We start from the raw sequence: 22,622 nt of genomic DNA, 5'->3' as shown, positions 1-22,622 counted from the left end.
ATCACATCCGCTGCCTGCCGCAACGGGTCATCTGCGAGGTGCGCGTAGCGTTGCGTGGTAGACGGGTTCGTGTGTCCAAGCAATCGACCGACTATAGGCAGACTCAGACCGCTGGAAACGAGATGCGACGCATGCGTATGCCGATTGTCGTGGATACGGTAGTCTTGAAGACCTGCTGATGTGGTGACCGAGCTCCAAAATTTCTTCAGATCTTTGTACGGTTGGTCCGGAGAGCGTCCCGGAAACAACCAACGACTTTCAGGAGATGCCCCTGCTTTCATTGCCGCAAGCAAATCACAGGTTGCTGTCGAAATCGGCAGGTGCTCTCGTCGCTTTTGCTTTGTGTGGTGCGACGGCTTTGTCCATACCGCGCGGTCCAAATCGAAGTCTTCCCATTTTGCCTTCAGCACTTCGCCGATCCGTGCGCCTGTTAGGAGCTGCAGGCGAATAGCGTTCGCTGCAACCTGATTTGGATGCTCTGACAGAGCTACCAAAAGTCTTTGCAGCTCATCGTCTGACAGCCAGCGGTCCCGCTTTTCCTCGGGGAATTTTTCTATGCCGCTTGCCGGATTGTCAGAACGCTGACCCCAGCGCACAGACAGTTCAAAAATTTTCGACATGAGCGCCAGAGTGCGATTGGCTTGATACGGCGTATCGCGCAGTTGGTTGTGAAGCTTCTGAACATGCTGATGCGTCACTTCGATGACTTTTAGCTCCCCAAGCTTGGGGAGAATGTGTCTGTCCAGCATCGACCGATCGTTCCGAACACTACCGGGGCGTTTCTTTGGCTCCGCGTGTTCGGTCATGTATTGCGCGGCAAGTGAGTTCACCGTTGGTGAGTGCCTGAGCGTTTGAGCGTCCGCGACAGGATCTCCGCCACGGACCACGTCAGCAAGAAGCGCGCGTGCCATTTCGCGGGCGGCGCCCAAAGACAAGGTCGGCCCATATCGCCCAAGTGTCTTGCGTTTCGACCGACCGGTTTGTTTGTTGCGATATTGAACTAAGAAGCTTTTGACGCCGGTCGTTTTCACGCGGAGTCCAAAACCCGGCAAACCGTCGTCCCAATAGATCGTGTCCCGGTTTGTTGCTAAAAGGCGATCGACACTTGATTTTGTTAATCTGACGTTGGGCATATTGGTCTCCGACGGAGTGGGTAAGCGAAAGGTAAGCAAAGTGCGGAGAGTTGGGAAGGGTCTTATAGAAACTTCAACACGCAAAAACTACTGCTATTTAAAGAAATATACTGCCCAATCGAATTGGCTATTATGCTATCGAAAATAGGATGATAAGATTTGTAATCAGTAGGTCCCCAGTTCGAGTCCGTGTGGGGGCACCACCAAATCATTGAAATTTATAACGTCCCGATCTGACACTGAGGCTTTACCTGCCTCCGTCCGAGTTGGGCGGAACCGTCCTTTACCGTTGTTCCCCGGAGTAGCCATGTATATGGGCATTTCAATCGGGAAATAGGGGAACTCAGGTCTAACTCGCTGGACAGTAACAAAAAACAAGTCCGAAACAGGGTTGGGACATGAAAGTGGCTCTGGTACAGAAATGAGAGACTCAGGTTTTGGGTAATCAGATTCATACAATATGGTAATGTCGGGAGCTATGTACGCTTGCGCCGCGACAAATTTTGTTCCCCGATAGAACGGGAAAAGGATTGGTATTGAAAACACGTTCCCCGGAAGGGGCACCGTCAGTCGATCCGATGCATCGGACCTGGGGATGTGTCGGACCACGCCAAAGCCTGAGGATGTGATCGGGGTGCCGTTGCGCGCAGGTGACTTCCTTCGGGGCTGCCCGCTAATTTTCCTGATCTGGCAGGTCAAAGCACATTGTTATCATCTCGTTGTGCTTGTAAGGACGTTGCACTGTCCGAAAGGGCCGCGCCATGCGGGCGTGATGGAATGGTAGACATATCAGACTTAAAATCTGAAGGGCGTATGCCCGTGTGGGTTCGAGTCCCACCGCCCGCACCAGGCACTTTCGAAAGGAACATTCCGCTGCCCGGGTTGCGCGCCTTCGGGACCGAAAATGCTGTGAAGCGCAGCCTACGTCGTCATGGCGTCATATTCATGACCAGGACTATACCGGATACCCCAATTCCCGGATCAGCCTCCAGATGTCCTTGTTCGCGGCTGACAACTGATTGACGACTGTCTCGATTTCGCGAAGCGCATCATCATCTACCGTGTCCGAGCGCCCCAGTCTGATATCGGTCTTACGGTCAGAAATCCGCATCAGAATTGTTTTCGGGTTTCCGCTTTCCTGATCGAATGAATAGATGCAGTGGTTATACTTGTTTCGAATGCCTGAAAGCTTGCTGAGCCGTTGCGTGCGTTCGAGGATCGGGTCACGAACCTGCGCGGGTCTTCCCTCCATCTTGGCAAGCCGTTCGACCAGATCAATACGCGCGCGGGTTGTGTTCAAGGTCAGGAAAATAATGACGGCCACGTCTTTCGACGTTCCGGAAAGGCCCGCGATCAGGTGGATCAGCAGGCTTTCGGTGTTGGTCCACATATAGTTCAGCCTGCCAACCAGAAGGATCAGGCGATCGAACCGGGCTTCGAACGTGTCAGTCAAGGGCGGATTGCTGCGCCTCGTGCGGCGCAACCTCGTAGTAGAAATGCGCGGCAGCGGTGCGGTTGCTGACGCCGATCTTACCAACCACGTTGTGCATATGCAGTTTGACTGTGTGTTCTGTAATTCCCAGCTTGGCCGCGATTAACTTGTTGCTTTTGCCCTGCGAGACAAGTTGCAGGACCTGCTTTTCGCGACGCGTCAGCTTCAGATACCGCGATTGCTGGTCGACACCATTTGGGACATTTGTCACTGGACGGGTTGGGATGTCCCGCGTGCGCTGGCTTGGGAATGTGGCGCAATCGGCAAGGAAGCTGGGTAGGTACAGTTCTTCATGCATCAGCAGCCTGAGTATGGCGCGCCAAGCATCGGGCGCCACATTCATGGGTAGAAACCCAATTTCGCCGAACTGCGCGCGATCCCAGGATTCAAACATATGCCGGGCCGATTCTTCTTTGCGATAGGCAAAGGCCAGACAGCCGGACCCGGTACTTTTGGTATAGGCCATTGGTCGCGCCAACAGGTCTTCAAGCATCATCTGGTCAACAACAATAATCTTGCTGCAGCCGGGTGTGTGGCCGTTCATCGCTTCGAGGGTTTCGAACCGCCGGGCACGAACCCCGAATTCAGTTTGAACGCTTCTTAGGGTCTGATTGGAGTAGAATAATTCTTTTCCAATAAAGACAACCGAAAAATCTTCTGAATAAAGATCCTGATTGGCAGTTTCATCTATCAATGACGCACTCATCACATTCCCTCGCAAACAGGGTCAACCAAAAATTGCTTATTTGAATTCTGGTGGTCTGAAATAGTTAACTAATCAAATAGGTAATTAAATATTATTATACTCGAAAGCATGGTTTTCCACAACCGGGAGGAGTGTTTCCATAGCCCGTACCATAGAACTTTCGGTTAGGTTTCCGCTTGGATTTTTGTGCAACCAGCGGAAACAATTGAATTATTTTGTTGCGACTTTTTATGGGTAGGTCATGCGGGGCAGGTGTACGCAGATTTAGGCGCGTTCTAAAAGAAAGTAATAAAAACAATGATGTAACTACCTCAAAACTTTCGACTAGCTAGGCGTGGGCGTGCGTCGCTGCGAACATGGCTGGGCTTCAATTGTCGAAGCGCCTGTCCCTGTCGCGCCGGTCATTGCGTATTTTAGCAAGCTTCATGAACCGCCGCGCTTTCGGCTTAGCCGGGAAAGGAGGTGGCCATTTAGAAACTTCCACTGACCGCATTCAGCGCGTTTTTGCGCTGCGCGGGTATTTTTTTGTTTCAACCTCGCCTGATGCCGCTTTTTAGATGAATGGCGGTCTGGCGTTCCAAGAATAGGAATTTGTCATGAGACGTAATGTGAATAATACAAACGTAACGACCGTCGACGAAATTAATGTCGAGAACCTGGAAGCTCCGGTTAATGTCGAAATCCCGATTGATGAGGCGTTTGTCGAAGCTGACCTGACTGCACAACAGCAGCAGCAGGACCAGACTGTCGAAAACTCCAACGATCAGGGTCAGGACCAAAATCAAGGCCAGGATCAGGGTCAGGAACAAGGCCAGGACCAAGGTCAAGATCAGGGCCAGGATCAGGATCAAGGTCAGGATCAGGACCAGACGCTCAATGCCGGAGATAACACCAACGACAATTCGAACAGCAATGCGATCAATATCGACTTTGGTGGCGGAGAGTGGATTCCGCGTGATGACGATCAGGTTGATCTGGACTTCGGAGATAACGCGTCGGTTGGCGACGTAATAACTGCAGGCCGTGATCTGAACTATGATCCTGGCGATGACATGAATGTCGATATCTCAATGGATGGTGCGGGAACCGCGATGGCGGCCGTCAACAGTCAGGTGGCCAGCCTGAGCGATGACGACACGCTGGAATCGGCGTCAGTTTCGAACAATTCCGGTTTCTATCAGAATGGTAGCGCCTATGGCGGTACCGCCAACGCTGAAGAAGGTATCGGCGTCAAGTCCAGCGGTGGAGATTCGGGCGACGGTGGTACCAGCTATGGTGGTTCCGCAGACTCGACCACGCTGGGCAGCCATGCGTTTGGTGCCGGTGGCGATACCGGCAGCGCCGACGCGGATTCGAGTGGCGGCGCAGGCGGTGATACCGGTGACGCAAATAACGCCAGCATTGGTGTCGGCCTGTCCGGCGCAGGGGCTGACGGTGACAGCACTGGCGGCGACGGCGGCGACGCTGACAGTTCGTCTTCTGCTGACAACGACGGCAGCTCAAGCGTTGACGGTGACGGAACCGGTGGTAACGGCGGAAGCGCAGATTCGTTTGGTCTGGGACTGGGCCTTGGTCTGTCTGGCTCGAATGCCTCGGGTAGCGCCGATGGCGGCGACAGCGATACCGACTCGAGCGGCACAGGCTTTGGTCTGGCCGGCAATGACGTAGACGCCGAAGGATCAGACGGCGGTGACGGCAGCGCTTCGACGGACGGTTCGTCGTCGAATTCCAGTGACAGCACTACCGAAGCCAATGATGCGACCGCGGGCAGCAACGCTGCAGAGGGCAGCGCTGACAGTGGCGCGGACAGCTCGGCCGACGGCACTGGCGGACCTGGTACCGGCGGTGAAGGCACGGGCGGCGAAGGAACCGGTGGTGAAGGATCCGGTGGCGACGGCACGGGCGGTGACGGAACCGGCGGTGACGGCGAAGGCGGATTTGCTGCGATGGTCGAAGCTGCAATCATGGCCCTGCAGGAAGAGCTTGGCATGATTGATGCCGAAGCGGGCGAAGGTGGTGACGGAACTGGCGGTGACGGAACCGGTGGCGACGGTTCGGGCGGCGATGGCTCTGGTGGCGATGGCTCAGGCGGTGACGGTTCGGGCGGCGATGGTTCCGGTGGAACCGCTGACGCGGATTCAGATGCGCAGGGTGTTGGCGACCAGTCCGCAAGCGGGCCTGACATCAACCAAAGCCCAGGTGACGTGAACGGTGCGTCCAGCAATTCGCAGAACACGGATGGCAGCGGTGGTAATGGCGGATCCAATTCGGCCAACGGCACAGCGGACGCAGCGGGCTCCGGTACGTCTGCAGCAGACGGTGACGGCGGAGCAGGCGGCACAACGACGCCCACATCCACGTCTTCGGGCAACGGTGCCGGATCTGCCGATGCAGCCAATACCGCCGGTGATGGCGGAGCGGCGGATGTATTCGGTGATGCCGATACAAACGGAGCCGCCGACAGCCTTGCTGAAGCAATCGCCGGATACGGTGGTTCGGGCATGTCCGATAACGATGCCACATCGACCGGGTCGGGCGATGCGACCGGTGCGGCCAGCTCGGGTGCCGGTGGTGCCGGCGGCGCGTCCGCCGCAAATGGCGGAGCCAGCGGATACTCGACCGGCACAGCCATGTCCGGTGACACCATGGGTGGAACCATCACGGGCGGCAGCGCGGCCGGTGCCTATTCAGGTGACGGTGGCGCAGGTGGCAACGGTGGCAGCTGGGGCTCGAACAACGGTGGTGATGGCATCGTGAGCGGTGAGTCCTATGCCTCGGCAGCGGCTGTTGTCGACACCTCGGCCTTTAACCAGTCGATCGTCATGGGGGCCAACGTGCTTGGCAACTCGGTCGATACGACCATGGTCGGTGGCTCGATGACCTCGTCCTACGCAAGCGACGACAACGACGCATAAGTCATAAGGCGAGGCCCGCATTATCGGGCCTCGCTATTTTCGAAATTGCCGGGGCCGCGTGCAGTGGCCCCGGCCCAACTGAACCCAAAGCGGAAATTCTGGCCGGTGTGGGTAAAAAAGGATGACCGACATGGCCCTTGACGCAATTACGGAAACGATAGCGCATTTTGTTGGAACATTTGAACTTACGATCGAACAGGCCCGGCTGCGGGACCAGTATGACGAATTCACCGCCCTGAGGCGAAAAGCCGAAATTGACGGGCTGGACGATCCTGCCGCAATCCACATCAGGGCCGATCTTGATATCCCTGTGGGCGAATACAAACTCCTCCCATACAATTTTGCCCCACCTCAACCTAACCTGCCGCTACCAGACGCGCCGAAGGGGCCTGTACATGAATCGGTGATTATCCTTGGGGGAGATGGGCCGGTTTCCGAGCGTTTTGTCCCGGACGACACGATTGGACCGTCATCCGTTCCTACACTTGTCATTCTGCAGCCGGAAAACGTGCCGTTGGGGTCGGCGGTAAGTTACACCATGCAAAAGGTTTTCCTGCGTGACAACGATACGGTGGGCGAGGGTGAATTTCGCGACACGGATGCTCTGATCGCGAAAGGTGAGCAGATGCTGGACATGGCGTTGTCACTTCATGCCGTAGCAAGCCCGTCATTTTCACTCGCGGATTACCAGTCAATCGAGATGGTCGAGGCACTGGCCGAACAGATGTTGAACCCGATGAACGGGGATGTGGATGGCGTCACCGTGTATCAGTTCCATGGCGATGATGCCTTGGGTGTGATCGTCAATGGCGAGCACATGGCCGAAGCACCTGAATGGACCGACCTGCTGCCCGCTTTCCATCAGCCGGATGAGGCGACTGGCGATGAAGCGGAAACGCCGTGGCCTGCCGAATGGGATCAGTCCAAGGATCCCGATTTTGACGACGGGCATCTGGTGGTGACCGGTGGCAATCTGGCGATCAATGCAGTGTCTGCGACAATTGGTTGGGTGGATGCTCCGTACATTGTTGTAGGCGGACAGGCCATCAATCTGACGGTCATCAGTCAGGTCGCGCTTGTTTCCGACTGGGACGTGGGTGCCATGAATGCCGGAAGCGGTACCAACCTGGTTCAGTCTTCGGTGATCGAAGTCGAAGGCAAAGAGGCCGCCTGGCTGGACGATGCCGACGGAGCAGGCGGCCAGCCCGCATATGTTGTTGTGGACTGGGTTCACGGCGATCTGGTGGTCGCGAATTTCATCAGCCAGAGTATTGATGCCACCGATATCGATCACATTCAGACCGAAATTTCAGCCACATCCACGCTTTACGTGCTGGGCGACAACGAAATGTACAATGTCGCCGACATTGTGCAGTTGGGCAGCTATTACGATCTCATCATGATCGGCGGAAACATGATTTCAGTCGATGTGCTGATTCAGTCCATGGCCCTTATGGATGACGATATCATCAGCGGTGGAGTGCCCGCGTCGATAATGGACGGTGATGAAAACCTGCTCATGAACGACGCGTCGGTCAAAACGATCGGCAAGGACATTCACCAGGATATGCAACAGAATATGGCGGACGCGCTGGCCATACAGGAAATGGACATGGAGGCGTTGGAAGACGCGCTTCTGAATGATCCGATGTTCGCCGGGATGGAACAGTTGCGCGTCCTCAAGATCGACGGCGATCTTATGCAGGTGAACATCGTCAACCAGGTCACGATGATGCTGGATCAGGATGACATTGACCTGTCGGGCCCGAATGCTGCCGGGGCCGAAGTTGTCGCGGGCAGCAATGCCATGCTGAACACTGCCCATCTGACCAAGATGGGTGTGGACTCGACAGTCATGGCAGCTGACGGGTCGTACTCCGATCTGTTGCTGCATCAGGCCAGCCTGATCGACATGCCGGACAACGACGAGATTACCGCGATGACCAATGAGGCAATTGCCGCCATCATGGGTGACATGACCGTCGCGCAACCGGATGCGGCCCTGGCACTGAATACCCCAGCTGTTGATGCAACTACACCTGACGACGGCGTGCAAACCATGCTGGCCTGATCCCCCAAGATTTTTACCGAGTGACCAAAAGGTTTCTACATGTCGTTTGTTTTTTCGTCGCACCGCCATCCTTTATCCAGCCCGCTGGACAGGCAAGGCGGGTTGGGTCTGAAGCGTCAGGATCCCGAACCAGGGGCAGATCCTGCAAAACGGGCAACAGGTGCCAAAACCCGACTGCATCTGACGCAGGAGTTCCGAGTGCCTGAACCAGATCAAAACCGGCCGGTTGAAAACGATGTGTTGAAACAGGCCAAAGACCAGAAACACTCATGTGAACTACCGCGCGCTGAACCTCCCCATCGGTGCGCGGCGCCGCAGCCCGTGCAAGACAAGGACATTGCGGGCGGTGGTGACGGGGTGGCTGATGCTGACGGCCCGGATCATGCAACCGCAGACGAAACGACAGCGCGCAAGACCCCCTCTGCGCGCGCGTCCGGCGCGGATCACATGGGCGCAACGATCGAGGCCAAGGCAAACCAGCCACTGTTGCGGACAAAAGCCGGCGGCGGTGACGGGAACGGGCCACCCCAAACCTTTCACAAGCGCACCCCGCCCGAGGATTTCCAGCGCACATTGCGGGATTCGATCCGGGCGATCCGGCGTAACCTGGCATTTGTTCTGGTGCTGACCTGCGCCACCAATATTCTGATCCTGTCGATCCCGATCTACCTGTTTCAGATCAGTGACAGGGTTCTGACCAGCCGATCCTTGGATACGCTGATCATGTTGACGGCGATCGTCGCCGGGGCCGTGATTTTTCAGTCTGCTTTTGATGCGGTGCGGCGGTTTACGCTGATGCGAACCGGCGTCGAGGTTGCCGTTCGTTTGGGTGCACCGGTGCTTAGTGCTGCTGCGCACGCGTCGTTGCATGGAAACGGGCGCGAATATCAGACGCTCGGCGATTTGCAGCAGCTGCGCGGTTTTCTGGTCTCGGGAACTTTGATTTCGTTTCTGGACGTGCCATTCGCGCCTCTGTTCATTCTGATGATCTTTCTCGTGCACCCGCAACTGGGCCTGATCGTCGTGGTGACGGCGCTGATCCTGATGACGATTGCGCTGGTCAACCAGAAAATGACAGCCAAACCCTTTGCCGAGGCAAACAGGGCGCAATCCATGGCAAACCTGCATCTGGATTCCATGTCGCGCAACAGCCAGATTATCAACGCCTTGGCCATGATCCCCGAAGCAGTGCGGATCTGGGGGCGGGACACCGCCCAATCCCTAACCTGGCAGGTACGCGCGCAGGATCGAAACGTGATCTTCGCGGCGATTTCACGCGCAGTTCGCCTGCTGACACAGATTGGCATTCTCGGATGGGGCGCATTTCTGGCACTGCAGGGAGAGATTACCGGCGGCATGGTGATTGCGGCCTCGATCATTGCCGGGCGCGCCTTTGCGCCCATCGAAGGTTCGATTGAAGGGTGGAACAGTTACCTTCTGACGCGCGCGGCCTATGGGCGGATCAAGGCGCTGCTGTCAACCTCGGCTCTGCAACACGAGAAATTGCGCCTGCCGCGACCCGAAGGCCGGTTGGATGTAGAGCGGTTGCTTTATGTCCCCGGCGGAACCAAACGTGTGGTTCTGAACGGGATTACTTTCTCACTCACCCCCGGCGAAACACTGGCGATTATCGGCAATTCCGGTGCGGGCAAAACCACCTTGGGCAAAACCCTTGTCGGGTCCGTTCTGCCCACGTCGGGAAGTGTGCGGCTGGACCTGATGGATATCCGCAACTGGGACCCACGCCAGTTTGGCGAAAGCATTGGTTATCTGCCACAGGATGTGCAGTTGTTCCCCGGAACCATCAAGGACAATATCGGCCGGATGCGGGCCGACGCCACGGACGAACAGATCCACGATGCCGCTGTTCTGGCTGATGTACACAACATGATCGCAACCCTGCCGCAGGGGTATGAGACCGTGGTGGCCGCTGATGGATCGCCTTTATCGGGCGGACAGAAACAACGCATTGCGCTGGCGCGGGCGTTTTTTGGAAACCCGCGAATGGTGGTATTGGACGAGCCGAACTCGAACCTTGACGTCGCCGGGGACAAAGCCTTGGGGCGCGCCATTGAACAGGCGCGTGAAAGCAAGATCACCGTGGTCGTCATTACGCAGAAACCGACGCTGCTGAACGTGGTCGACAAGATCATGTTGCTGACCGATGGGCGCGTCGCATTGTTTGGGCAGCGGGAGCAGGTTCTTAAGCAGATCAACGGGCCGCGCAAACGGACTGGAATTGAAGGGCAACAGGGGGGCTGACCATGAATGACCTCGTACCCGTAAGGCACTCTGCCGGTGAACCAGACGTCTGGTATGCGGAAGTTCCGCGCTCGATCAACCGTTTTATTGTCATCGGTACTATTATGCTGGTCGTCTGTTTCGGCGGTTTTGGCGTATGGTCTTTCAGCGCCCCGCTGGCGGCGGCGGTCATTGCGCAGGGCAGTTTTGTCGCCACTGGACGCAACAAGATCGTCCAGCACCTTGAGGGCGGGATCATCGAAGACATCAAGGTTGTTGAGGGGCAATCGGTTCAGGCAGGTCAGGTGCTGATGACGCTGGATCAGACCTCGGCCCAGGCCAATGAGCGCGAGCTGTTCATCCGCAAACTGCGCTTGCAGGCGATGACCGAGCGGTTGCTGGCGGAATATGGGGAACGGGATCGTCTGGTCTTTACACCAGATCTGGTCGAGGCCTCCAAAGACGTGGAAGTCATGGCCATTCTCGACGGTCAAATGCTCAGCTTTGATGTGTCGCGCAAGACCTTGCTGAATGATGTGGCGCTATTGGAACGCAACATGGAAGCGTTGAAGATCCGGGCAAGTGGCTTTGAGGCCCAATTGGACAGCATGGCCACACGTGCCGAAATCTTGCAGGAGGAATACGAGTCCAAGAACCAGCTTTTCCAGAAAGGGCTGGTTCGAAAGGGCGAATTGAACACGATCCGGCGTGTGCAGGCCGAAGCCGAGGGACAGCAGGCCCGGTTGCGGGCGGAGGCCGCTGAAATCAATCAGATGCTTTTAAAGTACCAGGAACAGATTACACGCACCCGATCCGCCTATCGCGAGGCAGCACTGGATGAATTGGGCGTGGTCGAGGCCGATCTGGAAAGCGTGCGCGAAAAATCCCGTCAGGCCCGTAATGTCCTGGACCGGGCCGTGGTACGGGCTCCTGTGACCGGGACAGTGGTTCGCCTGCATTATCATACTCCGGGTGGTGTGATCGAAACGGGCGAACCCATTGCCGAAATCCTGCCTGCCGATGCGCCGTTGATTATTGAGGCGCAAATCCCACGCACCGAGATTGATAGTGTGGTAACCGGGCAGACCGCCTCGGTGCGACTGATCGCGCTCAATCAGCGCACAACGCCGGTTTTGTACGGAGAAGTCTTTTATGTCTCTGCCGACGCGCTGCTTGAAGAGGCGGCAGGCGTTCCAAAAGAGGTATATCTGGCGCGTATCTCACTTACCCCAGACGAGCTGCACCGGGTCAGCGGCTTTGTTCCGACCCCCGGCATGCCTGCGGAAATTATGATCCAAACCGAGGAACGAACTTTTGCAGCTTATATCGCCAAACCTGTGTCGGACAGCATGTCGCGCGCGTTTCGCGAGCAATAACCTAGGTGCCTAAGGCCGTTGGTTCATCTACCTCGAGTCGCGTTCTGATCCTTTTGGGAAAAGCGTGAAAGTGAGGGTGTGTACCTTTGACGGTGCAAGACTTGGGTTTTCACACGCTCCACATCCTTGGCGGGTTGGCGGATCGGCTCAACGGTGGTTGCGAAATCACAGGTTCATGAAGCGCCAGATTTCCGCATCTGATGCAAATCAATGCAAAACACATTCGAATCGAGACATGTTTGGCCGGAAGTCATCATAAGGAACACCCGACCATGTTTCGCCTTGCCGCCATGCTGTATTCACTGATCGCCACTGCCATTTCTGGTTCTGCCGTAATCGCTGTGCTGTCTGCGGGATTGGTTTCCGTCAGCGCAATTGTCGGTGCCGCAGTTGCCGGGGCAGTGATCGCTGCTCCGGCGTCGTGGATGGTGGCCCGGCGCTTGTACCGGGGCGCCTGATCAGGCGTTCAGGAACGTCCGAATCGCCGCTTCGAATTCACGTGGTTTTTCGGCGTGCAGCCAATGCCCGGCTCCGGGTATTTTGGCAAAACGCGCGCCGGAAAACAGCGAGCGGATTTCAGGGCGGTGTTCCGGCAGGACATAATCCGATGCCGCGCCCGACAGGAACAGGGCGGGGCCATTCCATGTGGCGTCCAACTTGGGGAAGCCCATGATCTTTGGCATCTCGGCTGCAAGAACATCCAGATTAAGCAGCCACCGTTTTCCCTTGATATCCAGCGATTGGGTGAAAAAGCTTTGCAACGCTTTCTCAACGCCTTGATCGGCCAATTGCATCTCCGCATCCGACCGGCGGGTGATGCGCGAAAAATCAACAGCCCGCATGGCCTCGATGAACCGGATTTGGCTGTGCGCGTATTGAACCGGCGCGATGTCGGCGACCACCAGCTTGTTCACCAACCCATTGTGCCGCAGGGCCAGGGTCATGGCAGCCTTTCCGCCCATGGAATGTCCAAGAACATCCGCCACGCCGCCGATCTGTTCTATGACTTCGGCGATATCCTGTGCCAGATGGGGATAATCATGGCTCGGGTCCCACATGCTGTAAGCATGGTTGCGCATGTCCACCGCCACAACCTGCCGTTCGTCTGAAAGCCTTTTGGCAATGACGCCCCAATTCCGAGCAGATCCGTAAAGGCCGTGTGCTATTACCAGCGGTGGGCGGGCGGTCGGTTCGCCATGTACAATCGTGTTCAGCATAGCTTGCGTGATACAAGCGCCTACAGCGGATCACCAGCCCCATTGTAGGTCTTTGTGGTGCAGGCTAGATTGCGGCGGCAGGAGAGAGCCAATGCCTCAGGACCCAGACATTCAGACCCGGATCGCCGAGACGGTGGCCTTGCTGCGTGCAAAGCTTGGCGTGCGCGACAAGACGCTAGAGGCATCCATTCGCAAGGCAAAACGACGCCTGCCGCGCCGGGTGTACCGGCAGGCCATGGTGCTTGCCCGGTCCGAGGCGATGGCGTCGCACCCGAAGATGCGGTTGATTCTGGATACTCCCAAGCTCGTCAGGGCGTCGGACGTAGTGCAGGATCATCTGGGAAGCATCAATCTTGCGGATCGCAGGTGGGGCTGGTTCCTTGGTTTGCTGGGGGGGCTGGCTTTCAATCTGTTGGCTCTGACAGCGCTACTGCTTGTCTTTCTGTGGTGGCGCGATTTGATCTGACTTTCAGACGGCTGCCAAGCTGACGCTTAGCCTGATCTCCTTTTGTCGAGGTGGTCGCTCAAACAACAAAAAACGGCGCCTCAAGAGCGCCGTTTTCTTTTCTTTTTAAACGTTTACAGGTTCGGGTATATTGGGAAGCGGTTGCAGAGGTCTGCGACCTGGGCACGGACGCGGGCTTCGACTTCGGCGTTGCCGTCTTCGCCGTTGGCGGCCAGGCCGTCGACCACTTCGATGATCCAGTCGGCGATCTGGCGGAACTCGGCCTCGCCAAAGCCGCGGGTGGTGCCGGCGGGGCTGCCAAGGCGAATGCCCGACGTGATGGTCGGCTTTTCCGGGTCAAACGGCACGCCGTTCTTGTTGCAGGTGATATGCGCCCGGCCCAGGGCCTTTTCGGTGGCGTTGCCCTTGACGCCCTTGGGGCGCAGGTCGACCAGCACCACATGGGTGTCGGTGCCGTGGGTCACGGTGTCGAGCCCGCCCTTGATCAACTGATCGCTGAGCGCCTGCGCATTGGTCACGACCTGCTGGATATAGCTTTTGAACTCGGGGCGCAGCGCCTCGCCAAAGGCCACGGCCTTGGCCGCGATCACATGCATCAGCGGGCCGCCCTGAATGCCGGGGAAGATCGCCGAATTCACTTTCTTAGCGATATCTTCATCATTGGTCAGGATCATGCCCCCACGTGGGCCGCGCAGGGTCTTGTGTGTGGTGGTGGTCGCCACATGCGCGTAGGGGAACGGGCTGGGGTGCTCGCCCGCCGCAACCAGACCGGCGAAATGCGCCATGTCCACGTGCAGATAGGCGCCGACCATGTCGGCGATCTCGCGCATGCGGGCAAAGTCGATCCGACGCGGGATGGCCGAACCGCCCGCGATGATCAGCTTGGGGTTATGCTCTTTCGCCAGCGCCTCGACCTGATCATAGTCCAGCATGTTGTCCTGCTGGCGCACGCCGTATTGCACGGCGTTGAACCACTTGCCCGACTGGTTGGGCCGCGCGCCGTGGGTCAGGTGGCCACCGGCATCCAGGCTCATGCCCAGAATGGTGTCGCCGGGCTGGATCAGCGCCTGGAACACGCCCTGGTTGGCCTGGCTGCCCGAGTTCGGCTGCACATTGGCAAAGCCACAGCCAAACAGCTGCTTGGCGCGGTCGATGGCCAGATTCTCGGCGATATCAACAAACTCGCAGCCCCCGTAATAGCGCCGGCCCGGGTAACCTTCGGCATATTTGTTGGTCATAACCGAACCCTGCGCCTCCATCACGGCGGCAGAGACGATGTTCTCGGACGCAATCAGCTCGATCTCGTCGCGCTGACGACCCAGCTCAGACCGGATCGAGCCAAAAAGCTCAGGATCGCGGTCCGACAAGGACTGGGTGAAAAATCCGGTGTCACGAAGATTGGCGTTCATTGGCGCTCCACATGGCTGGGTAAAATCTTGCGGATTTCCTATCGGAAACGCCACTTTCGCAAAAGGCTTAAAGCGACGATTTGGCCTGCTGCGGCGTCAAGACTGGCCTATTGGGGAAAGGTATGTTTGTTTCGGAACCAAATGTGCAACACCGGAAACCACAAAACATGAAAAAGAGAATCGCCTTTCTCGCCAGTGAGGTCAAAGTGGCGCAAACGGCGCGCGACATCCTGGTGGCCAAACATGGTAACGTGGCACCTCGGGACGCAGATATTGTGGTTGCATTAGGTGGGGACGGCTTCATGTTGCACACCCTGCACAACATGCAGCATCTTGATACTCCGGTCTACGGGATGAATCGCGGCACGATCGGCTTTCTGATGAATGAGTATCACGAAGACGACCTGATGGCGCGGCTGGAGGATGCCGAGGAAGAGGTTATCAACCCGTTGGCCATGCAGGCGATGGATCAATCTGGAAAACTGCACGAGGCGCTGGCGATCAACGAAGTGTCATTGCTGCGTGCCGGTCCTCAGGCAGCAAGGCTCAAGATCAGCGTAGACGGCCGGGTGCGCATGGCCGAACTGGTCTGTGACGGGGCGTTGCTTGCCACGCCTGCGGGATCGACCGCCTACAACTATTCCGCGCATGGGCCGATTGTTCCGATTGGCGCTGACGTTCTGGCCCTGACACCCATCGCGGCGTTTCGCCCACGGCGGTGGCGCGGTGCCTTATTGCCGAAAATGGCGAAAGTCAGGTTCGATGTGGTCGAAGCTGACAAGCGCCCGGTCATCGCGGCCGCCGATTCCGTTTCTTTCCCGGATATAGACTGGGTCGAGATCAGGTCGGAACCAGCCATTGCGCACCGTATCCTTTTCGATCCCGGCCATGGGTTGGAAGAACGCCTAATATCCGAACAATTCACATAAAATTAGGATTCCCCAAATTTTTCTCACGCCTGTGTGAAGCAGTTCACAGGAATTCCCTTAACGATTGGCTAATGTGAACTTGCCCGGAGAACGCGCCAAGGTGGGAGTGAGTGGCCACCTGAACGGTGTTTTCGAATGGTTGCGCAGATTTTGCGCTGGCGAGGGTGGGTGGTGCTACGCTCGTCATCAGAAATCCGGGCTTATTTTAGCAGCTGGACCCCGGGCACAATGACCCGGGGTCTATTTTTGCTACATATGATCCCAAAGCGGCAAACACATCTGTCCCACGCGGGCTTCTATCGCGGCGGCGGCATCCACGGCCAGATCCTCGCGCCAGCGCTGTGCCGCGATCTGTACGTTGATAGGTTGAGGCCCTTTGGGAAGATTGGCCAGCCGCGATGGAACGCAAGCTGCTGGCAGTCCTAGAAAGTTCATCGCATAGGAATAGACAGCGCATCCCAAAACATCATGCACGCCTTCCGCGCCTTCGGTGTCCCGGTCAGGTTTGAAAAATGGCTGTGGCAGGAAAGGGGACAAAACCAGCGGGTAGTCCTGCATAAACAGGGACCATTCGCGTGCATAATGGCTGCGCTTGGCCAGCATCCGAACCAATTCTGTTTCAACGATGGGCGGGAACTCCTGAAAGTAGACGTCAAAGATGTCGCGGATGGTTCTGGAACCAGCGGCTTCAATGTCAGATTTCATCAGGGTCAGCACTTCGCCCATCAAGGTCCGATACCCGATCCGGCCACATTCAAAGACATCGGGCGGATCGACCTCTTCAACGATGTACCCTGCATCGACCAGCGCATCGCGCGCAGTGTCGAGGGCTTTTTCGACCTCGGGGTGCAGAGCATAGCCGAAGGTGTTCTTGGTGAATGCCACCTTGATCGGCTGGTCAAAACTCTCGCCGTGCCAGGGCATTGGAACGTGGAATGGGTCCCGCGCATCGGTGGCGATCAGGCTGGGCATGGACAGGTGCAGATCCGCAGCCGACCGGGTGATCAGGCCCTGAACCGACATTGACTGCGCCAGCAATCCGCGTTCGGCCTTCTGACTTGGGTTCCACGCGGGAACGCGTCCCAACCCCGGTTTGACCGTCACGGCACCGATGGCGGCAGCCGGAAAGCGTAGGCTACCGCCAATATCGTTGCCATGGGCCAGAGCACCGACACCCGCCATCACGGCGGCAGCAGCGCCACCGGATGATCCCCCGGGTGAAATGTGCCGTCCCCACGGGTTGAACGTGCGCCCATGCAGGGGGTTGTCGGTGTCGGCCCTGAAGGAAAACTCGGGCGTATTCGTTCGCCCGATCACAATGGCCCCCGCTTTTTGCAAGTTGCTGACCACCGGCGCGTCATCCGGTGCAATCACATCCTTCAGCGCAATGACACCGTTGGTGGTCGCGTGGCCTTTTTGATCGACATTCACCTTGATTGTTACCGGAACTCCATGCAGCGGGCCGGTCGGCTGACCACGCTCCCGTGCAGCATCTAGCGACTGCGCGCGTTCCAGGGCCTCGGTGCGCAAATCTTCGACGACTGCGTTCAGCGCGGGGTTCACCGCGTCCATGCGATCAATCGAGGCCTGAACCGCCTCGGTTGCACTCAGATCGCCGCGTCGGGTCAGGGTGGTCAGCTCTGTGGCGCTGAGACGCCAGATATTGGTATGTGTCATGGGCCCTCACTGTCTTACAGCGACAGTAGGGGCCCAGATTCAGGTTGCAAGGGCGGACATGGTATGGGCGGCCGATGCCGCCCGATGGTTACTTTGCGTAACCAATTGTCTGCAACGCCACCTTGATCTCATCAAGGATGGCAGGATCGTCAATTGTTGCAGGCATTTTGTAATCCTGACCGTCTGCAATCGACACCATCGTGCCGCGCAGGATCTTACCGGAACGGGTCTTGGGTAACCTGTCGACAACAACAGCCAGTTTGAAGGCGGCCACCGGCCCGATCTTTTCCCGAACCATTTTGACGACTTCCTGAACCACATCGCCATGATCCCGTGTGGCACCAGCATTCAGGCACAGGAAGCCGACCGGCATCTGCCCCTTCAGTTGGTCCGAAACACCGATTACCGCGCATTCTGCCACATCGGGGTGGGCGGCCAACACTTCTTCCATCCCACCCGTCGACAGGCGATGGCCCGCTACGTTGATGACGTCATCGGTGCGCGCCATGATGTAGAGGTACCCGTCTTCGTCAATCATCCCGGCATCGCCGGTTTCGTAATATCCGGGGAAGTGTTCAAGATAAGATTTCTTGAACCGTGCTTCGGCATTCCACAGTGTTGGCAAGGTGCCTGGGGGCAGGGGCAGTTTAACCGCGATGGCACCCAGTTCACCGGCCTTCATCGGGTGACCGCCTTCATCCAGAATTTGCACGTCATAACCCGGCATCGGTTTTGCGGGCGAGCCCAGCTTGACCGGAAGCTCTTCGATACCCAGCGGGTTTCCGGCAATGGCCCAGCCGGTTTCGGTTTGCCACCAATGGTCGATCACCGGAACCTTCAGCGCGTTTTGTGCCCAGATAATTGTGTCAGGGTCAGCCCGTTCGCCTGCCAGATAGAGGGCCTGTAGATGAGACAGATCGTATTTGGCGATCAATTCGCCTTTTGGGTCTTCTCGTTTGACGGCGCGGATGGCTGTAGGTGCGGTGAAGAAGCTTTTGACCTTATGTTCCGAGATCACGCGCCAGAAGGTGCCCGCGTCCGGGGTGCCGACTGGCTTGCCCTCGAACACAATTGTGGTGTTTCCATGGATCAGGGGCGCGTAGCAGATATAGGAGTGTCCCACGACCCAGCCCACGTCGGAGGCTGCCCAGAATACGTCACCCGGATCGACGTTATAGATATTCTTCATCGTCCAGTTCAGTGCCACAAGGTGTCCGGCAGTGGGGCGCACGACCCCTTTGGGTGCACCCGTAGTGCCAGAGGTGTACAGGATATAAGCCGGGTCATTGCCATCGACCGGTACGCATTCAGCCGGTTCGACACCGTATTGGAAGCCATGCCAGTTGAAGTCGCGCCCTTCAATCAACTGAGCGACTTCTTGTTCCCGCTGGAAGATCACACAAAAATCAGGCTTGTGGTTAGCCAGGTCGATCGCGCCGTCAAGCAGGGGCTTATAATGAACCACGCGGCCCGGCTCCATCCCGCAGGACGCGGCGATGATTGCTTTGGGTTTGGCGTCGTCGATGCGCACAGCCAGTTCGTTGCTGGCAAACCCGCCGAACACGACTGAATGCACGGCGCCGAGGCGGGCGCAGGCCAGCATTGCCTCAAGCGCTTCGGGGATCATAGGCATGTAGATAATGACACGGTCACCTTTCTCGACACCCTTTGCGCGAAGCGCGCCGGCCAGAGTGGCCACGCGGTTGCGAAGCTCAACATAGGATATCTCGCGCTTGGTGTGGGTGATGGGGCTGTCATAGATGATGGCGGTTTGTTCACCGCGCCCGTTTTCCACATGACGGTCTACGGCATTCCAACAGGTATTGACCCGCGCGTCGCTGAACCATTCGTACAAGGGCGCATTGTCGTCGAACAGTGCCTTGCTGGGGGCCTTGACCCAATCGATCCCTTTTGCGGCGTTCATCCAGAACGCTTCGGGGTCAGTCTTCCAGCTGTCATAAACGTCCTGATACGCCATCTCGTCCTCCTCACAACGGCCTGGACATTGTGTTAGGTTGCAGAAAACATCAGGGCAAGCGCGACGCATGACGACGCGTCAGTTTATCGCAAAAAATTTGCAGATCAGCGGAATATGACTTGCAAATTTTTGCAAAATCGCAGGTGTAGCAGAGTTTTCATCGCCGCAGTGCGAAGATTTGCAAAGTTGCAAACTTTTACATGCAAATCTTGGGCTCCTCCGGGAATCATCTCAACCAGCCGTTTTGGCGTAACGTGGCAGCTTGTCCTGAAGGTTCAGCCAGGGCAGGTGATCGGCGTGGAACACGTGAAACTGTGGTGGCAGGGTTTCCGGTTCGTCCAGCGTTGCGGTGTAAAGATGTATGTTCACCCTATCGCGCGCTGTGCGATAGGCCATCTGGGTTCCGCAATTGCCACAAAAAAGACGTTCGACCCCTTCAGATGAACGATAGATCTTTGGTGCCTGACCCAGCCATCTGACTGCTTCATGCGGCAGTCCGAAAAAAGCCGTGACCGGCGCGGCGCAGTTTCGCCTGCAATCTGAACAGTGGCAATAACAGCTCCATGCGGCTTGGGCATCGCTTTCCCAATGCACGGCGTTGCAGTGGCAATGTCCTTTCATGCGCTTCCCCCCTGTTGACAGGGGCGCCAGCCAGGCCGCCCCAGGTTAACCGTAATGCGCCACGGGTGTTCCTGCAATCGCCGCCATGTTCAGCAGACCGCGCGCGGTGATGGATGGAGTAACAATATGGGCCTTGTTGCCCATTCCCATCAGGATCGGGCCAACTTCAATCCCGTCCGCCTTCATCTTCAGAATATTGCGCACGCCGCTGGCCGCATCTGCGTGGGCGAATATCAGAACGTTGGCCGCTCCCTCCAATCGCGACGCCGGGAAGATGCGCGCCCGCAGGTCTGCATCCAAAGCCGCATCTACGTTCATTTCGCCTTCGTAGACAAAATCGCGCGGCTGCCGATCAAGGATTTCCAGCGCCGCCCGCAGCCGTTTGCCTGATCCTTCAGCCTGATTGCCAAATTGCGATTGCGAACAGAAGGCGATCTTGGGCTCGATCCCGAACCGGCGAACATGTCGCGCAGCACCAATGGTGGTTTCTGCCAGTTCTTCCGGCGACGGCAATTGCCGGACATGCGTGTCGGCGATGAACAGGGGGCCATCTTCCAGGATCATCAGGGACAAGGCACCATGCGGGCGCAGGTTGCCCTCATCAAGCACCTGCTCAACATAGTTCAGATGCCAGCGATATTCGCCGAACGTGCCGCAGATCATGCTGTCCGCTTCGCCACGATGCACCATGATCGCGCCAATGGCCGTTGTGTTGGTGCGCATGATCGCTTTGGCCAGATCCGGTGTAACACCGCGGCGCTGCATGATCTGGTGGTAGGAAGTCCAATAATCGTAATAGCGCGGGTCGTTTTCCGGGTTGACGATCTGACAGTCCTTGCCCGGACGAATGGTCAGCCCCAGCTTTTCACACCGGGTTTCGATCACATCGGGTCGCCCGATCAGAATTGGCGTTTCCGTCGTCTCTTCGAGAATGGCCTGCGCGGCTCTCAGAACCCTTTCATCTTCACCCTCTGCAAAAACGATGCGACGGGATGCGACGGCCGCAGCCTCGAACACAGGACGCATCAGAAGGGCAGACTTGAAGACAGTCTGGTTGAGCTTTTCCTTATAGGCGTCAAAGTCGTCGATAGGGCGTTTTGCAACACCGCTTTCCATGGCGGCTTTGGCGACCGCAGATGACACCACGCCCACAAGACGCGGGTCAAATGGTTTCGGGATCAGGTAATCCGGGCCAAAGGTCAGTTGCTCGCCCTTATAGGCAGCCGCGGCTTCGGCGCTTGTGGTTGCGCGCGCCATCTCAGCGATACCATCCACGCAGGCAATCTGCATCGCGTCGTTGATCTCTGTCGCTCCGACGTCCAATGCACCCCTGAAGATAAACGGAAAACACAACACGTTGTTGACTTGATTGGGAAAATCGCTGCGACCCGTGGCGATGATTGCGTCTGGTGCAACCGCGCGGGCATCCTCTGGCAGGATTTCCGGCGTCGGGTTGGCCAGGGCGAAGATGATCGGGCGGCTTGCCATTTTCCGGACCATGTCAGGCTTCAGAACATTTGGTCCGCTGAGACCTAAAAACAGGTCAGCCCCACCGATCACATCGTCCAGCGTCCGCAAGTCCGACTTCTGCTCGAACTGTGACTTGTGCGGGTTCATGTCCTCGGCCCGTCCTTCGTAGACAAGCCCGTGAATGTCGCACAGCCAAATGTTTTCACGTTTCACGCCCAGCTTGACCAGCATGGTCAGGCACGCGATCCCGGCGGCCCCGCCACCGGTTGACACGACCTTGATGTCCTCAAAAGACTTTCCGGCCACATGTAGCGCATTCTTGGCCGCAGCCCCGACCACAATGGCAGTTCCGTGCTGGTCATCATGGAAAACCGGGATGTTCATACGTTCACGGCAGAGCTTTTCGACGATAAAGCAATCGGGGGCCTTGATGTCTTCAAGGTTAATGGCGCCAAATGTCGGTTCAAGGGCACAGACGATATCCGCCAGCTTTTCGGGATCGGGCTGATCTACCTCGATATCAAAACAGTCGATGCCCGCGAACTTTTTGAACAGAACAGCCTTGCCTTCCATGACCGGCTTCGAGGCGAGTGCCCCGATATTCCCCAGGCCGAGCACGGCGGTGCCGTTTGACACCACAGCAACAAGGTTACCGCGCGCGGTGTACCGCTCGGCATTGGCTGCATCGGCCTTGATTTCAAGGCTGGCCTCCGCCACGCCGGGCGAATAGGCGCGGGCCAGATCGCGACCGTTGGCCATCGGTTTGGTGGCCTTGATCTCAAGCTTTCCGGGTTTGGGGAATTCATGATATTCGAGCGCAGCTTGTCGCAGGCTGGGGGTGTCAGACATCGGCGATTCAGCTCCCATTGAGAATTTGATTTAGCCTTAAACTATTTATTTGAACTTGGCTACGCTACGTAA

General features: G+C 57.2%; 16 protein-coding genes and 1 tRNA gene. 8 read left to right on the top strand and 9 right to left on the bottom strand.

Annotated features, from left to right (window positions below; all coding sequences use genetic code 11):
- Positions 1 to 1,133: tyrosine-type recombinase/integrase (locus tag AC2FLU_RS11550; RefSeq protein ID WP_496808626.1), on the bottom strand; the 1,133-nt coding region annotated here is incomplete at its 3' end.
- A 763-nt stretch (positions 1,134 to 1,896) separates the two neighbouring features.
- Between AC2FLU_RS11550 and AC2FLU_RS11545 the strand changes: the two genes are divergently transcribed.
- A tRNA-Leu gene (locus AC2FLU_RS11545) sits at positions 1,897 to 1,982 on the top strand.
- 106 nt (positions 1,983 to 2,088) lie between these two features.
- On the opposite strand, the gene AC2FLU_RS11540 is transcribed toward AC2FLU_RS11545, so the two are convergent.
- Both AC2FLU_RS11540 and AC2FLU_RS11535 read right to left on the bottom strand, forming a co-directional pair.
- Entirely contained in the window at positions 2,089 to 2,586 is a 498-nt protein-coding gene (locus tag AC2FLU_RS11540; protein ID WP_480473566.1) for a hypothetical protein, read from the bottom strand.
- A complete protein-coding gene (locus AC2FLU_RS11535) occupies positions 2,579 to 3,331 on the bottom strand; it encodes a helix-turn-helix transcriptional regulator (protein WP_496808627.1) in 753 nt (250 codons plus the stop codon). The genes AC2FLU_RS11540 and AC2FLU_RS11535 overlap by 8 nt, the downstream gene beginning before the upstream one ends.
- Before the next feature lie 608 nt (positions 3,332 to 3,939).
- On the opposite strand from AC2FLU_RS11535, the gene AC2FLU_RS11530 reads away from it, so the two are divergent.
- The 5 genes from AC2FLU_RS11530 (at position 3,940) to AC2FLU_RS11510 (ending at position 12,392) form a co-directional block, all read left to right on the top strand.
- The gene (locus tag AC2FLU_RS11530; protein WP_496808628.1) at positions 3,940 to 6,246 is read left to right on the top strand and encodes a hypothetical protein; all 2,307 of its coding nucleotides are present in this window, start codon (positions 3,940 to 3,942) and stop codon (positions 6,244 to 6,246) included.
- Between the two features lie 130 nt (positions 6,247 to 6,376).
- Positions 6,377 to 8,317, top strand: a complete 1,941-nt coding sequence (locus tag AC2FLU_RS11525; protein WP_496808629.1) for a type I secretion protein — start codon at positions 6,377 to 6,379, stop codon at positions 8,315 to 8,317.
- 39 nt (positions 8,318 to 8,356) lie between these two features.
- Positions 8,357 to 10,579 (top strand): type I secretion system permease/ATPase, encoded by a 2,223-nt coding sequence (locus AC2FLU_RS11520; RefSeq protein WP_496808630.1) that lies wholly within the window; start codon positions 8,357 to 8,359, stop codon positions 10,577 to 10,579.
- A gap of 2 nt (positions 10,580 to 10,581) precedes the next feature.
- Entirely contained in the window at positions 10,582 to 11,934 is a 1,353-nt protein-coding gene (locus tag AC2FLU_RS11515; RefSeq protein WP_480473560.1) for an HlyD family type I secretion periplasmic adaptor subunit, read from the top strand.
- A gap of 272 nt (positions 11,935 to 12,206) precedes the next feature.
- On the top strand, positions 12,207 to 12,392 hold the full coding sequence (locus AC2FLU_RS11510; protein WP_480588769.1) for a hypothetical protein: 186 nt from the start codon (positions 12,207 to 12,209) through the stop codon (positions 12,390 to 12,392).
- Here AC2FLU_RS11510 and AC2FLU_RS11505 read toward each other — a convergent pair whose 3' ends face one another.
- The gene (locus AC2FLU_RS11505; protein WP_496811983.1) at positions 12,393 to 13,151 is read right to left on the bottom strand and encodes an alpha/beta fold hydrolase; all 759 of its coding nucleotides are present in this window, start codon (positions 13,149 to 13,151) and stop codon (positions 12,393 to 12,395) included. It abuts the gene before it with no gap.
- A 91-nt stretch (positions 13,152 to 13,242) separates the two neighbouring features.
- Between AC2FLU_RS11505 and AC2FLU_RS11500 the strand changes: the two genes are divergently transcribed.
- Complete coding sequence (locus tag AC2FLU_RS11500) at positions 13,243 to 13,617, top strand: hypothetical protein (protein ID WP_209507997.1); 375 nt, start codon at positions 13,243 to 13,245, stop codon at positions 13,615 to 13,617.
- Positions 13,618 to 13,730: 113 nt separating this feature from the next.
- Here AC2FLU_RS11500 and glyA read toward each other — a convergent pair whose 3' ends face one another.
- A complete protein-coding gene (gene glyA, locus AC2FLU_RS11495; protein ID WP_496811982.1) occupies positions 13,731 to 15,026 on the bottom strand; it encodes a serine hydroxymethyltransferase in 1,296 nt (431 codons plus the stop codon).
- A gap of 122 nt (positions 15,027 to 15,148) precedes the next feature.
- On the opposite strand from glyA, the gene AC2FLU_RS11490 reads away from it, so the two are divergent.
- Positions 15,149 to 15,955, top strand: a complete 807-nt coding sequence (locus tag AC2FLU_RS11490; protein ID WP_480553876.1) for an NAD kinase — start codon at positions 15,149 to 15,151, stop codon at positions 15,953 to 15,955.
- 249 nt (positions 15,956 to 16,204) lie between these two features.
- Here AC2FLU_RS11490 and AC2FLU_RS11485 read toward each other — a convergent pair whose 3' ends face one another.
- From AC2FLU_RS11485 to AC2FLU_RS11470, 4 genes are all read right to left on the bottom strand, one after another.
- The gene (locus tag AC2FLU_RS11485) at positions 16,205 to 17,632 is read right to left on the bottom strand and encodes an amidase family protein (protein ID WP_480473555.1); all 1,428 of its coding nucleotides are present in this window, start codon (positions 17,630 to 17,632) and stop codon (positions 16,205 to 16,207) included.
- 88 nt (positions 17,633 to 17,720) lie between these two features.
- The gene (prpE, locus tag AC2FLU_RS11480; protein WP_480622069.1) at positions 17,721 to 19,610 is read right to left on the bottom strand and encodes a propionate-CoA ligase PrpE; all 1,890 of its coding nucleotides are present in this window, start codon (positions 19,608 to 19,610) and stop codon (positions 17,721 to 17,723) included.
- Between the two features lie 231 nt (positions 19,611 to 19,841).
- Complete coding sequence (locus tag AC2FLU_RS11475; protein ID WP_480504505.1) at positions 19,842 to 20,231, bottom strand: GFA family protein; 390 nt, start codon at positions 20,229 to 20,231, stop codon at positions 19,842 to 19,844.
- Positions 20,232 to 20,276: 45 nt separating this feature from the next.
- Positions 20,277 to 22,550: an NADP-dependent malic enzyme gene (locus AC2FLU_RS11470; RefSeq protein WP_480504506.1), complete on the bottom strand. Its 2,274-nt coding sequence runs from the start codon at positions 22,548 to 22,550 to the stop codon at positions 20,277 to 20,279.
- Positions 22,551 to 22,622: the final 72 nt, after the last annotated feature.

It is taken from the genome of Ruegeria sp. SAZD013, from assembly GCF_059612525.1.
The sequence above is the reverse complement of the archived record's forward strand: the minus strand, read 5'-3'. Positions and strand labels throughout refer to the sequence as shown.